This is a genomic window from Nonomuraea turcica (genome assembly GCF_030718205.1).
In the GTDB taxonomy this organism is placed as follows: domain Bacteria; phylum Actinomycetota; class Actinomycetes; order Streptosporangiales; family Streptosporangiaceae; genus Nonomuraea.
Window position 1 is genome coordinate 249,155 of sequence record NZ_JAUZQF010000017.1, and the last position, 12,482, is coordinate 261,636.

The following is a 12,482-nucleotide window of genomic DNA, read 5'->3' on the forward strand; positions in this document are numbered from 1 at the left end:
CGCGCCTGACCGCCGGCACCCCGCCTACCGGCCCACGCCTGTTCACACCCTGCCCCGGCCTGACGGGCACGCAGGCCGTGCACGTCAAGGACGAGAGCGGCCGCCTGGGGGACGGCAGCTTCACAAGCGCTTGGCGGCGCCTACTCCGGTTACCTGCCCGCCCATCGGCCCGGCCGCGTCCCGATCGTCTGCGCCGGCGCCGGCAACCATGGGATCTCCGTCGTTTCCGTCGCCTCCGGCGCGCGCGAGCCCGGCGCGCCGTGCGCCGTCTACGTCAGCCAGGGCGTCCCCAAGGCGTTCGCGCCGAGCTGCGCGCGCTCGGGGGTGCGGCGCGACGGCGACGACTACGGGGCCGCCATGGCCGCCCGGGTAGCGGGCCGCGCACGAGCGCGCGGGTGGCGGCTCGTCGCCGACAGCTCGTGGGAGGGCCACACCGAGGTGCCGCTGGACGTCATGCGCGGCCACACGGTCCTGTTCGACGAACTCGCCGTCGCGCACCTGCTCCGCTCCGACGCCATCGTCGCCGGCGGCCACGATCACCGATCGCCGCCTCCGTCGTGCACCGGCAGGACCCTGGCGAGCCAGGCACCGCCTCCTGACGCGCCTCGCCGACCTCACCATCACTGACGGCCAGGCCGAGGCGGCCGCCCGGCGGCCGCCGGCCACGGCGCCGGCGGAGCCGCAGGCCTGCTCGCCCTCATCCCTTCAGGTCGCACCGCTCTCGGCCTCGGCTCTGCCTCGCGCGTGTTGCTCCTGGGAACAGAGGGGCGAATGGAACCAAAGTGACCTTATTTCCGTCAAAGATGGCGTGCATTCCCCCAACCGGCCCAAACACGCTCGGGAGGACGGCCGGTTGGCCGAACTCGACCTCCTGCGCTTCATCGCCGCCCTGGCCGTCGTCGCCTTCCACTACCTGGTCGCCTTCGCCTCCGTCTGGGGCGACCGGCCCGCCGAGCTGTTCCCCGCGCTCGCGCCGTTCGCCGGGCTCGGCATCCTCGGCGTCGAACTGTTCTTCATCATCAGCGGGTTCGTCATCCTCATGACCGTCTGGGGGCGCGGCCTGGGTGCGTTCGTCCGCTCCCGGCTCGTCCGCCTCTACCCGGCGTACTGGCTCAGCCTCGGCGCCGTCGCCGCCCTCTACGGGCTCACCGGCGTCAAAGTGCTCGACCCAAAACTTTCCCCAGGCGAATACCTGGTGAACGCCACCATGTTCCAGCGGTTGTTCAAGATCACCGATGCCAGCGGCGTCTACTGGTCGCTGTGGGCCGAACTCCGCTTCTACCTGCTGATGGCGATCCTCGTGATCATCGGCGTCACGTACGGGCGCGTCCTGGCCTTCGCCGGCCTCTGGCTGGCCGCCGCCCTGGCGGTCAAAGTGCTCGGGCACGCCGGGATTCTCGACAATCCGGTCCTCGACGAGATCGTCATGCCCGACTACGCCCCCTACTTCGTCGCCGGTATGAGCCTGTACCTCATCCGCCAACACGGCAGCTCCTGGCTGCCCTGGCTCTACGTCGCCGCCGCCTACGGCATGTCGATCGACTCCGCGCTCGCCCGCGTCCACCGGCGCATCGACGCCGCCGGGTTCAAGAACATGCCCGTCACCGACACCAGCGTCATCATCACCATCACCGTGATCTTCGTGGTGATGGCGCTCGCGGCGCTCGGCTTCCTACGCCTCAAACCCTCCAAAACGCTCACCGCGCTCGGAGGCACCACATACCCTCTTTACCTGTTCCATGGGGTCGTCGCCGCCGTCCTCATTCCCGCGCTCACCGGCGACCTGCCCCCCTGGGCGGTCGCCGTCATCGCCACGCTGACGGCCATCCTGCTGTCGTACCTGGTCTACTCCTTTGCCGAACGCCCCATCCAGCGGCTTCTCAAGCCCCGCAGACCCACACAAACCCCAACAGCTCCGGTCGTACAGGTGGAAAAGGCGTCGGTGCCATAACTCTGTGACCCTGGGGCACTGTGAAGGGCATAGGCTCGGGCATATAAACGGCGGATAGACAGATCCGGACGAACAGAGGGTGTTGCATGACGGTGCGTCGGGTGATGGGCATCGAGACCGAGTACGGCATCTCCGTACCCGGCCAGCCAGGCGCCAACGCGATGGTGACCTCCTCACAGGTCGTGAACGCCTACCTGGCCGCCTCGGCGGCCCGCGCGCGCAGGGCACGATGGGACTTCGAAGAAGAAAACCCGCTGCGCGACGCGCGCGGTTTCGACCTCGCCAGAGAGGTCGCCGACCCCACCCAGCTCACCGACGAAGACCTCGGGCTGGCCAACGTCATCCTCACCAACGGCGCCCGGCTCTACGTCGACCACGCCCACCCCGAATACTCCTCGCCCGAATGCACCAACCCCCGGGCCGCCGTCCTCTGGGACAAGGCCGGAGAACGCGTCATGTACGACGCCGCCACCCGCGCCTCCGCCATCCCCTCCAACGCGCCCATCCAGCTCTACAAGAACAACACCGACGCCAAAGGCGCCTCCTACGGCTGCCACGAGAACTACCTCATGCGGCGCGCCACCCCCTTCGCCGACATCGTCCGCCACCTCACCCCCTTCTTCGTCTCCCGCCAAGTCGTCGTCGGCGCCGGCAAAGTCGGCATCGGCCAGGACTCCCGCGGCGAAGGCTTCCAGATCAGCCAGCGCGCCGACTTCTTCGAAGTCGAAGTCGGCCTCGAGACCACGCTCAAGCGGCCCATCATCAACACCCGCGACGAGCCCCACGCCGACCCCGAGAAATACCGGCGACTCCACGTGATCATCGGCGACGCCAACATGTCGGAGATCTCCACCTACCTCAAGCTCGGCTCCACCGCGCTCGTGCTGGCAATGATCGAAGAAGGCTTCCTCACCCGCGACCTGGCTGTTGAAAGCCCCGTACAGGCGCTCCGGGCCGTCTCCCACGACCCCAGCTGCAAGTACGAGATCCCCATGCGCGACGGACGCAAGCTCACCGCCATCCAGCTCCAGATGGAATACCTCGAGCAGGCCCGCAAATACGTCGAAGAACGCGGCACCGCCCAAGACGAGATGAACAAGGACATCCTCGACCGCTGGGAATCCGTCCTCACCCGCCTCGCCGAAGACCCCATGCAGCTCTCCCGCGAGCTCGACTGGGTCGCCAAACTCGAACTCCTCGAGGGCTACCGCAGCCGCGACGGCCTCGCCTGGTCCCACCCCAGACTCCAGCTCGTCGACCTCCAATACTCCGACATCCGGCCCGAGCGCGGCCTCTACAACCGGCTCGTCGCCCGCGGCCGCATGCAGCGCCTCGTCACCGAAGACGAAGTCCAGCGGGCCGTGGAAAGTCCCCCGAACGACACCCGCGCCTACTTCCGCGGCCGGTGCCTGAGCCAATACAGCGAATCCGTCGCCGCCGCCTCCTGGGACTCCGTCATCTTCGACATCCCTGGCCGCGAATCGCTGCAGCGGGTGCCGACCTTGGAGCCCCTGCGGGGCACCAAGGCCCACGTGGGTGAGCTGTTCGACCGGTGCAGGACCGCCGCGGACCTCGTCGCGGCACTCACCGGCGGAGACTGACCCTTACAGCAGCAGGCCGATCCCCAGCGTCAGCGTGCCCGCCGCCAGGCACGCGCCGCCGGCGAACGTCAGCCAGATCAGCCTGCTCGGCTTCGTGTCGCTCGGGCGCACCACCGACAGGAAGAAACCCAGCGGCATCAAGATGGGCGCTGCCACGATCAGCGTGCGCGTCAGCGCCTTCACGCCCTCGGGCAGGCTCGCCAGGTCCACGTACAGCATCGCCACCAGGCTGAACAGGACCAGGACGCCCGCATGCGCGTGGCCGGCCCGCCACAGGCCGCGGCGGACCGGGTTGTCCAGGTAGCCCGGGACGTTGCGCATGAGGAACTTCAGGAGCGTGACGCCGCCGAAGGCCACGCCCGGGACTGTGATGAGGAGCACACCTGCGGTGCTCAGGGACGAAGGGGACATCTCAACCTCCTTGTGGGTACGGCATCCCAGTATTGGATAGGAGGACTATCTAGTCAAGCTCGCAAGATCGCTGGGCGATCGGCGCGAAATGTCGGCTGGTTCGGGGAAGATATGCCTAGAGGCAGTCCCCCAAGTGGAGGTAGGACATGGCTACCAAGGACACCGGCGGTCAGAAGCAGACCGGGAAGCGTGAGGCCGAGGTCGAGGAGACCCAGGCTGCGGAGGCGTCTGACGTTCAGGAGCGGCAGGAGAAGCTCACTGACGATGTCGACGCGATTCTGGACGAAATAGACGAAGTTCTCGAAGAGAACGCAGAGGAATTTGTGCGCTCTTACGTCCAAAAGGGCGGAGAGTAGGGCAAAACGGACACACGAAAGGGGTAAATCGGGTGGAAACGCCGGACGGATCTAAGTGGTGCCCGGACTGTGGGGAGACCAAGGAGGTCTCTGAGTTCGGGCGCAATAAGCGTATGGCTGATGGGCTTGCGCGCTATTGCAAGGTCTGCTTCAGGAGGCGTTCCACTCAGAGTTACCGCAAGCGCATGGGTGAGCAAGGGAAAACCGTGCGCGATCGGGTTCAGGTTCCTGATGGGCATAAGTACTGCGCCCGATGCGCGGAGATAAAGCCCAAGGCCGAGTTCGGCAGCAATAGGGCTAGCAAGGATGGGGTGACCACCTACTGCAAGCCGTGTCATGCTGTCGTGACTCGCGAGAACAAGGTCAAGAAATACGGCAGTGAGCGGAACTATCTGCTCCAATACCGTTACGGCATCACCGAGGACGACTTTGAGCGCATGCTCGCCCAGCAGGGCGGGCTCTGCGCCATCTGCCGGGCCGTGCCGGGCACGTTCGTCGACCACAGTCACGCGACCGGGCAGGTCCGGGGCGTTCTCTGTTTCAACTGCAACAACGGGCTCGGCCACTTCGGCGACAACACGGTGCTGCTGGAGTTGGCCGCGCTCTATCTGGACGGGGAGGTTCTCTGGCCGGATTTCGTCATTCTGCCGGAGCAGCGTGACGGCGGTTCTGTGGCGCGGACGCGGACTTATCACCTGTCGCAGCGTTATCGGATGCGGCATGAGGATGTCGAGAAGATGGTCGCGGCGCAGCACGGGTTGTGTGTGGTGTGCTGGGATCGGCCGCCGGAGCATGTGGACCATAGTCATCGGACCGGTGATGTGCGGCATGCGTTGTGTTTGCCGTGCAATACCGGGATCGGGCAGTTCAGGGATGATCCGGCGGTGGTGCGGCGGGCGCTTTCGTATGTCGAGGCGGTCTCGCCGGATGATTTCGAGGAGGTGGCGGTCTCCGAGGAGGAGTTGGCGGAGTTGTTCCGGGCGGAGGAGGAGCTTCGTGCTGATTTCTACTCCCGGGCGACCCGGGTGGGTTGAGCCCGGTTATTTCTCCGGCATGGTGTAGTCGACTCCTACGCCGAGGAGGCGTACGGGGCGGTTGAGGTCGAAGCGGCCGAGGATGGCGACTGCCGTGCGGGACAGGGTGTCCGGGTCGGTGGTGGGGGTGGGGAGCTTCGACTGGCGGGTGCGGGTGAGGAACGGGCTGAAGCGGACCTTGACGGAGACGCGGATCACTTCGCGGCCTGCGGTGGCGGCGTCGTGGGCGACCTGTTCGGCGAGGGCGGCGACGTGGCGGGTGATCTCGGCCGGGTCGGTGAGGTCGTGGGGGAAAGTGGTTTCGCGGCTGTGGCCGCGGGCGATCCAGGGTGTGGTGACGACTTCGGCTTCGCCTTTGCCGAGGGCGAGGTAGCGCAGCCAGGGGCCGTTGGTGGGGCCGAAGACGCGGGCGAGTGCGGCGGGGTCGGCGGCGGCGAGGTCGGCGACGGTGTGCAGGCCGAGGGCGGCGAGTTTCTTGGAGATTTTGGCGCCGATGCCCCAGAGGGCGTCGGTGGGGCGGGCGTACATGGTCTCGGCCCAGTTGTCGCTGGTGAGGCGGTAGATCCCGGCGGGTTTGGCGAAGCCGGAGGCGAGTTTGGCCTGGTTTTTGTTGTCGCCGATGCCGACGGAGCAGGACAGGTCGGTGCGGGCGCGCACGGCGTGCTGGAGGTCGGCGGCGAGGGCTTCGGGGTCGTCGGTGGCGGCGCCGATGAAGGCTTCGTCCCAGCCCCAGACTTCGACGCGGACGGGGAATTCGCGGAGCACGGCCATGACGCGTGCTGAGGCTGCTTCGTAGGCGGGTGGGTCGCTGGGGAGGAAGATCGCGTCGGGGCAGCGTCTGAGGGCGGTGCGCAGTGGCATGCCGGAGTGGATGCCGTGTTCGCGGGCTTCGTAGGTGGCGGTGGCGGCGACGGTGCGGGGTTGGGTGGGGTCGCCGCTGCCGCCGACGACGACGGGTTTGCCGCGGAGTTCGGGGTGGCGGAGGATTTCGACGGCGGCGATGAACTGGTCGAGGTCGACGTGCAGGATCCAGTCCCTGGCGGGGCTGGATGGCCTGGTGGTCATGCTGTCCAGTATGGCCGGTGCGGGGCGGAGGGCCCCGCTGCGCCGTTTTCAGCCGGACTGGTGGTTCTCGCTGGCGTGGAGTGTCTCGCCGCGGTAGATGAGGCTGCGGCGCGGCACGGCCCAGGCTTGAGTGCCGGTGGGGGGTTCGTCGCCTTCGGGGACGACCAGTTGGATGAGGGTTTCCGGGGTTTCGAGGGTGACGAGGGTGTGGGTGCCGAGGTTTTCCAGGACGGAGACCGTGCCGGGGAAGGCGTCGGGGCGTGGGGTGGGGGATAGGTGCATGTATTCGGGGCGTACGCCGTAGGTGATGTGGTCGCCGGGGGCGAGGCCGGGCGGGACGGGGAAGGCGGCGCCGGCGACGTGGAGGGCGGCGGGGGTGACGTCGGCGGGGAGGAGGTTCATGGGGGTGGAGCCGATGAAGGAGGCGACGAAGGTGGTGCCGGGGCGGTGGAAGATGTCGGCGGGGGTGCCGATCTGGATCATGCGGCCTTGGGACATGACGGCGATGCGGTCGGCGAGGGCGAGGGCTTCGGCCTGGTCGTGGGTGACGAAGACGGTGGTGACGGCGAGTTCGCGTTGAAGCCGTTTGAGGAAGGTGCGGGCTTCGAGGCGGAGGCGGGCGTCGAGGTTGGACAGGGGCTCGTCGAAGAGGAAAGCGGCGGGGTGGCAGGCGATGGCGCGGGCGAGGGCGACGCGTTGTTGCTGGCCGCCGGACAGTTCGCCGGGGCGGCGGTGGAGGAGTGCGGTGAGGCTGAGCCGGGCGGCGACTTCGGCGGCTTTGGCGGTGCGCTGGGCGCGGGGGACCTTTTTGATGCGCAGGGGGTAGGCGATGTTGGCGGTGACGTCCATGTGGGGGAAGATCGCGTAGTCCTGGAAGACCATGGCGACGTCGCGGTCGCCGGGCGGGAGGGCGGTGGCGTCTCTGCCGTCGATGCGGACGCTGCCGGCGGTGGGGGTTTCGAGGCCGGCGATGGTGCGCAGGAGGGTGGTCTTGCCGCAGCCGGAGGGGCCGAGGAGGGCGAAGAACTCGCCGTCGGCGATGGTGAGCTCGATGCCGTCGAGGGCGCGTACCCCGCCGGGGAAGACCTTCGTGAGGCCGTGCAGCGAGATCACCGTTTGATCCCTCCGTGGAAGCGGAAGCCGTACCGCTGGGAGACGAACAGGTACATGACAACGACGGGCAGCGAGTACAGCAGGGAGAAGGTGGAGATGAGGTCGAGTCTGGGGGCGCCGCCTTCGGTGTAGAGGGTGTAGAGGATGACGGAGCCGGGGGCTTTTTCCGGGTCGCGCAGCAGGATGAACTGGAACAGGAAGCCGCCCCAGACGCTGGCGAGGGCCCAGACGGCGATGGTGGCGAGGCCCGGCCGGACCAGGGGGATGACGATGTGGCGCAGGATCTGCAGGGGTGAGGCGCCGAAGACGCGGGCGGACTCTTCGTAGGAGGTGGGCGTCTCGTCCATGAAGTCCTTCAGGATGAAGATCGCGGCGGGCAGGAGGCCGCCGGAGACGACGAGGATGACGCCGAGGTGGGTGTCGATGAGGTCGAGCCGGGTGGCGAGTTCGAAGATGGGCACCATGGCGGCGGTGCCGGTGACGACGGACGACAGCAGCAGGAGCAGGTAGAGCAGCGCGTCGCGGCCGGGTACGCGGACTCGGGACAGGGCGTAGGCGGCGAGGGCGGCGAGGGCGACGACGAGCGCGGCGGCGCCGCCGCCTTGGATGAGGGAGTTGCCGATGGAGCCGAGCGCGTAGGGGTTGTCGAGGATGGCGGCGAAGTTGCGCAGCGTGAACTCGGGGATCGACGTGGTGATGGCAGGGGTGTCGTCGAAGGGGGCGCTGGCCAGCCAGAGCATGGGGAGGGCGAAGAAGGCCAGGACGACGGCGATGAAGACGGTGGCGGCGAGGCGGCCGACGACGTGGCGGATCATGCCGGTGGTCCTCCGGCGGCGGCGACCTCCCGCTGGCGACGCTGGCCGCGCAGCAGCCGCAGGTAGGCCAGGGCGAAGAGGAGGTTGATGAGCAGGATGAGGAAGGAGATGGCGGCGCCGGCGCCGAGCTGGCCGTCTCTGAGCGCGACGCGGTAGACGTACACGGGCAGGATCTCGGAGCGGCCTTCGGGGCCGCCGCCGGTGAGGACGAACGGCGTGAAGTCGTTGAACGTCCACAGGCTGATGAGCAGCAGGTTCGTCAGGATGTGCCGGCGGATGCGGGGGAAGACGACGTCGCGCAGCTGCTGCGGCACACTGGCGCCGGCCAGGCGGGCAGTCTCCAGGTGTGAGGGGGGCACGTTCTCGAGTGCGGCCGCGTACAACATCATGGAGAACGCGGTGCCGCGCCACACGTTGAAGATGATGATCGACAGCAGTGGGTAGTCGAGCAGCCAGGCGAATCCGGGGGTGTGCAGCAGCGCGTTGAGTGTTCCTTCGTCGCGGTCGAGCAGCGCGAACCACAGGAAGCCGACGACGGTGCTGGGCAGGATCCACGACAGCAGCACGACGCCTTCGACGAGGCGCCGTACGGGGCCGGTGCGCGCGCGCAGGATCCAGGCGAGGGTGAAGCCGAGCCCGGCCTGGCCGATGATGGCCGAGCCGCCGACGTACAGGACGGTCAGCCAGAGCGAGGTGAGGAAGCGGGGGTCGTCGAGCGCGCCGGTGTAGTTGTCCAGGCCGACGACCTGCGGGTTGGCCGCGGCCAGGCCGGTGAGCCGGTAGTCGGTCAGCCCGAGGTAGATGGTCCACAGCGCGGGGAAGACGAGGAAGACGGCGATGAGGACGAGGGCGGGCAGGACGAACGTGATCGCCCTGCCCTTGCCCAGCCCGGCGGCGTCAGCCGCCGACGTTGGCCGCGCCACCGACCACTTCCTCCAGTTTGGTCTGGTAGGCGGCGGCCGCCTCGCCGGCGCTCTTGCCGCTGACGACGGCGGCGGTGGCCTCCTGCAGAGCGGTCGACACCTGCGGGTAGACGGCCAGTCCCGGCCGGTAGGCGGTGAGGGGCAGCACCTCGTCGGCAATGTACTTGAGCATCGGGTCGGCGGTGAGCACCTCGCTGTTGACGTCGGTGCGGGAGCTGATGCGCACCTGGCCGGCCAGCTGCGACTTCGTCGCCTCGGCGGAGTGCATGAAGGCGAGCAGGTCCCAGGCGAGCTTGGGGTTCTTGGAGAACGGGTTGAGCACGCGTACGGCTCCGCCTGACATGCTGACGTGATCCTGGCCGCGGATGCCGCCGCCGGGCTGCTTGGCGGGGATCTTGGTGTAGCCGACGATCTGGTCGCGGTCCTTCATGGGCGCGACGCCGGCGTTGGGCTCGACGACGGAGCGCCAGAAGTAGTCGCTCTCGGCCAGGATGCCGATCTTGCCTTGCGCGAATTGGGCGAAGGACTTGTCGCGGCCCTTGGCCTCCTGCTGGAGTTTGGGGTCGCCGAGGCCGCTGCCTCCGTAGATCTGCTGGTAGAAGCCGAGCACGTCCTTGACGGCCGGCGAGTCGCCGGCCCACTTGCCGGCGGCGTAGATCTCGGAGCCGGCGCCGGCCAGCAGCGGGAGCACGCCTTGCATGGTGGTGGCCTCGCCCATGGCGGTGCCGGCGTTGATCTGGATGGGGACGGGCACGCCGGCGGCCTTGAGCTTGTTGCCGGCGTCGATGATGTCCTGCCAGCTCTTGGGCTCCCACGTCTCGGGCAGCCCGGCCTTGGCGAACAGGGTCTTGTTGTAGAACAGGACGCGGCCGTCGGTGCCCTGCGGCAGACCGTACTTCTTGCCGTCGAAGATGCCCAGCCCTTGGACGGCCTGCGGGATCTGCGACCAGCCCTCCCACTGCTCGACGCCGGGCCCGCCGACGTCGGTCAGCGGCTTGATGTAGCCGGCCTGGGCGAACTCGCCCACCCAGATGCCGTCGACGTCGATGACGTCGGCGCCGGCCTTCGACTTGAGGTCGAGGGCGATCTTCGTCTTGTACTGCTCGTCGTCGACGCCGCTGGGCTGGAACAGCACTTTGACGTTCTGGTGGGTCTTCTCGAACTCGGGGATCACCCAGTTCTTGATCCAGGTGGCCGACTCGGAGTTCTTGCCGCCTTGGATGGAGTTGGCGGCGATGGTGAGGGTGATGCTCCCCGGGCTGGATTCGGTGCCCGTGCCGCAGGAGGTGAGGACGAGGACGGCGGTGGCGGCGATCACCGCAGGTCGGCTGGGGAATCGCATGTCGGCCTCCTGTGCAGGACGTGCAGACATACCGACAATCGCATGGGCCGTGGGCGGCGTAAAGAAACGATCTGGATACGAGGCCCGGCGTTTTCGGGGGTCACGCAGGGGAGGGGTTCGCCGTGAGCTGATCGTGGGAAGTGCAGACAGCAGCACAACATGAGTAGGGTCGCCCTAGGAACACTGACGTTTGGGAGGGAGTCGCGTGGCATCGCACAGGGATCTGCCCGCCGGCTTGGTGGACCATCTTTTCCGTAACACCGGGAGCTCTTCGTTCACGGAGTTCATGAGCTCGTATGCGCCGGAGTTGCTGCCGCTGCGGGATGAGGTTCTGGCCACTCCGATCGGCGACCAGGTTCCGCACGCGACCACGATCGTGGCCGCCACCTTCGCCGGTGGCGTGGTCATGGCGGGCGACCGGCGGGCGACGTCGGGCAACATCATCTCGCAGCGTGACGTGGAGAAGGTGTTCCGCGCCGACGAATACTCGTGCATGGGCATCGCGGGCACGGCGAGCACGGGCATCGAGTTCGCCCGGTTGTTCCGGGTGGAGCTGGAGCACTACGAAAAGCTCGAGGGCCTGGGCATGTCGGTGAAGGGCAAGGCCAACCGGCTGGCCACCATGATCAGGGGCAACCTGGCCATGGCCATGCAGGGGCTGGTGGTGGTGCCGCTGTTCGCCGCCTACGACCCGGACAAGGACGAGGGGCGCATCTTCAGCTACGACGTGGCGGGCGGGCCTTACGAGCGGGAGAGGTTCGACGCGATCGGCTCGGGCTCGATCTTCGCCCGCGGGTCGCTGAAGAAGCTCTACCGCGACGGCGCGTCGGCGGACGACATGGCGATGACGCTGATTCAGGCGCTTTATGACGCGGCCGACGACGACTCCGCGACCGGCGGTCCCGACGTGACGAGGAAGATCTGGCCGATCGTGGCGGTGATCGACGCCGACGGTTTCCGCCGGCTGGGCGAGGAGCAGATCTCCGGCTACGTCGACCAGATGCTGGAAGCCCGCCTGATCTCGCCCGACGGCCCCATCGCCCCGCTGCGCTAGAAAGGACCACCGCCTGTGTCCATGCCTTTTGGATATGCGTCCCCTGAGCAGATCATGCGGGACAAGGCCGACTACGCGCGCAAGGGCATCGCGCGGGGCCGTTCCGTCGTCGTGCTGCAGTATGTCGACGGGTTGTTGTTCGTGGCGCCCAACCCGTCGCGGGCGCTGCACAAGATCAGCGAGATCTACGACCGCATCGGGTTCGCGGCCGTGGGCCGCTACAACGAGTTCGAGGAGCTGCGGCGGGGCGGCATCCGCTACGCCGACATCAACGGTTTCACCTATGACCGCACCGACGTGACCGGCCGCGGCCTGGCCAACCTCTATGCCTCCAACCTGGGCCGCATCTTCACCGAGTCGATCAAGTCGCTGGAGGTGGAGGTCGTGATCGCCGAGGTGGGTGAGACCCCGGAGAGCGATGCGATCTACCGGTTGACGTTCGACGGGTCGGTGTTCGACGAGCACGGTTTCGCGGCCATGGGAGGCCAGGCGGAGGCGGTGGTCAGCCGGCTGAAGGAGCGTTACCGGGAGTCGATGTCGCTGGCCGACGCGCTGGAGGTGGCCCTGCAGGCATTGACGGAGCCCGGTGGGGAGCGGCCGCCGGTGGGGCAGCTGGAGGTGGCGGTGCTCGACCGCAACCGGGAGCACCGTAAGTTCCTGCGGCTGACGGGCGCTCGCCTGGAGCGCCTCCTGGCTCAGACCTCTGCCACCCCGCCTCCGTCCGAGCCGCCGCCCACGGCCCCATCTTCCGACACCCCGCCTCCCACCGGCCCCGAAGGGCCCGTGGACGACGGCTCCTCGCCCCTGTAGGTTCTCC

The 12,482-nt window shown here is 68.0% G+C and carries 13 protein-coding genes; 7 read left to right on the forward strand and 6 right to left on the reverse strand.

From position 1 onward, the window contains the following. Positions 1 to 324 precede the first annotated feature (324 nt). From Q9G87_RS38180 to dop, 3 genes are all read left to right on the forward strand, one after another. Positions 325 to 627 carry a hypothetical protein gene (locus Q9G87_RS38180; protein WP_305921448.1) on the forward strand — a complete coding sequence of 101 codons (303 nt, stop codon included), beginning with the start codon at positions 325 to 327 and terminating at the stop codon, positions 625 to 627. 226 nt (positions 628 to 853) lie between these two features. Then, entirely contained in the window at positions 854 to 1,951 is a 1,098-nt protein-coding gene (locus Q9G87_RS38185) for an acyltransferase family protein (protein ID WP_305921449.1), read from the forward strand. Between the two features lie 86 nt (positions 1,952 to 2,037). After that, positions 2,038 to 3,552 carry a depupylase/deamidase Dop gene (gene dop / locus Q9G87_RS38190; protein WP_305921450.1) on the forward strand — a complete coding sequence of 505 codons (1,515 nt, stop codon included), beginning with the start codon at positions 2,038 to 2,040 and terminating at the stop codon, positions 3,550 to 3,552. A gap of 3 nt (positions 3,553 to 3,555) precedes the next feature. Here dop and Q9G87_RS38195 read toward each other — a convergent pair whose 3' ends face one another. Beyond that, positions 3,556 to 3,963 carry a hypothetical protein gene (locus Q9G87_RS38195; RefSeq protein WP_305921451.1) on the reverse strand — a complete coding sequence of 136 codons (408 nt, stop codon included), beginning with the start codon at positions 3,961 to 3,963 and terminating at the stop codon, positions 3,556 to 3,558. 146 nt (positions 3,964 to 4,109) lie between these two features. On the opposite strand from Q9G87_RS38195, the gene Q9G87_RS38200 reads away from it, so the two are divergent. Together Q9G87_RS38200 and Q9G87_RS38205 are read left to right on the forward strand one after the other, a co-directional pair. Next, positions 4,110 to 4,319, forward strand: coding sequence for a ubiquitin-like protein Pup (locus Q9G87_RS38200; protein ID WP_305921452.1), 210 nt, complete (start codon positions 4,110 to 4,112; stop codon positions 4,317 to 4,319). Between the two features lie 185 nt (positions 4,320 to 4,504). Beyond that, positions 4,505 to 5,353, forward strand: a complete 849-nt coding sequence (locus Q9G87_RS38205) for an endonuclease VII domain-containing protein (RefSeq protein ID WP_305921453.1) — start codon at positions 4,505 to 4,507, stop codon at positions 5,351 to 5,353. Between the two features lie 6 nt (positions 5,354 to 5,359). Here the strand turns inward: Q9G87_RS38205 and Q9G87_RS38210 are convergent, their stop codons facing one another. Genes Q9G87_RS38210 through Q9G87_RS38230 form a run of 5 tightly spaced genes read right to left on the reverse strand, consistent with a single transcriptional unit; the run spans position 5,360 to position 10,611 of the window. Then, entirely contained in the window at positions 5,360 to 6,418 is a 1,059-nt protein-coding gene (locus Q9G87_RS38210; protein WP_305921454.1) for a DNA polymerase IV, read from the reverse strand. Between the two features lie 48 nt (positions 6,419 to 6,466). After that, on the reverse strand, positions 6,467 to 7,531 hold the full coding sequence (locus Q9G87_RS38215; RefSeq protein WP_305921455.1) for an ABC transporter ATP-binding protein: 1,065 nt from the start codon (positions 7,529 to 7,531) through the stop codon (positions 6,467 to 6,469). Further along, positions 7,528 to 8,346, reverse strand: a complete 819-nt coding sequence (locus tag Q9G87_RS38220; RefSeq protein WP_305921456.1) for a carbohydrate ABC transporter permease — start codon at positions 8,344 to 8,346, stop codon at positions 7,528 to 7,530. Before Q9G87_RS38220 ends, Q9G87_RS38215 begins: the two co-directional genes overlap by 4 nt. Continuing rightward, positions 8,343 to 9,269 carry a carbohydrate ABC transporter permease gene (locus Q9G87_RS38225; protein WP_305921457.1) on the reverse strand — a complete coding sequence of 309 codons (927 nt, stop codon included), beginning with the start codon at positions 9,267 to 9,269 and terminating at the stop codon, positions 8,343 to 8,345. The genes Q9G87_RS38220 and Q9G87_RS38225 overlap by 4 nt, the downstream gene beginning before the upstream one ends. Continuing rightward, positions 9,244 to 10,611: an extracellular solute-binding protein gene (locus Q9G87_RS38230; protein ID WP_305921458.1), complete on the reverse strand. Its 1,368-nt coding sequence runs from the start codon at positions 10,609 to 10,611 to the stop codon at positions 9,244 to 9,246. Before Q9G87_RS38230 ends, Q9G87_RS38225 begins: the two co-directional genes overlap by 26 nt. 286 nt (positions 10,612 to 10,897) lie before the next feature. Between Q9G87_RS38230 and prcB the strand changes: the two genes are divergently transcribed. Together prcB and prcA are read left to right on the forward strand one after the other, a co-directional pair. After that, the gene (prcB, locus tag Q9G87_RS38235) at positions 10,898 to 11,665 is read left to right on the forward strand and encodes a proteasome subunit beta (protein WP_305921459.1); all 768 of its coding nucleotides are present in this window, start codon (positions 10,898 to 10,900) and stop codon (positions 11,663 to 11,665) included. 21 nt (positions 11,666 to 11,686) lie between these two features. After that, entirely contained in the window at positions 11,687 to 12,475 is a 789-nt protein-coding gene (prcA, locus tag Q9G87_RS38240) for a proteasome subunit alpha (protein WP_305921513.1), read from the forward strand. Positions 12,476 to 12,482: the final 7 nt, after the last annotated feature.

Bases quoted from the DNA above. Each gene is read 5' to 3' on its own strand.
- Q9G87_RS38195 (WP_305921451.1), bottom strand. From the start codon at position 3,963: ATGTCCCCTTCGTCCCTGAGCACCGCAGGTGTGCTCCTCATCACAGTC.
- Q9G87_RS38210 (WP_305921454.1), bottom strand. From the start codon at position 6,418: ATGACCACCAGGCCATCCAGCCCCGCCAGGGACTGGATCCTGCACGTC.
- Q9G87_RS38220 (WP_305921456.1), bottom strand. From the start codon at position 8,346: ATGATCCGCCACGTCGTCGGCCGCCTCGCCGCCACCGTCTTCATCGCC.
- prcB (WP_305921459.1), top strand. From the start codon at position 10,898: ATGAGCTCGTATGCGCCGGAGTTGCTGCCGCTGCGGGATGAGGTTCTG.
- dop (WP_305921450.1), top strand. From the start codon at position 2,038: ATGACGGTGCGTCGGGTGATGGGCATCGAGACCGAGTACGGCATCTCC.
- prcA (WP_305921513.1), top strand. From the start codon at position 11,687: ATGCCTTTTGGATATGCGTCCCCTGAGCAGATCATGCGGGACAAGGCC.
- Q9G87_RS38205 (WP_305921453.1), top strand. From the start codon at position 4,505: ATGGGTGAGCAAGGGAAAACCGTGCGCGATCGGGTTCAGGTTCCTGAT.
- Q9G87_RS38230 (WP_305921458.1), bottom strand. From the start codon at position 10,611: ATGCGATTCCCCAGCCGACCTGCGGTGATCGCCGCCACCGCCGTCCTC.
- Q9G87_RS38200 (WP_305921452.1), top strand. From the start codon at position 4,110: ATGGCTACCAAGGACACCGGCGGTCAGAAGCAGACCGGGAAGCGTGAG.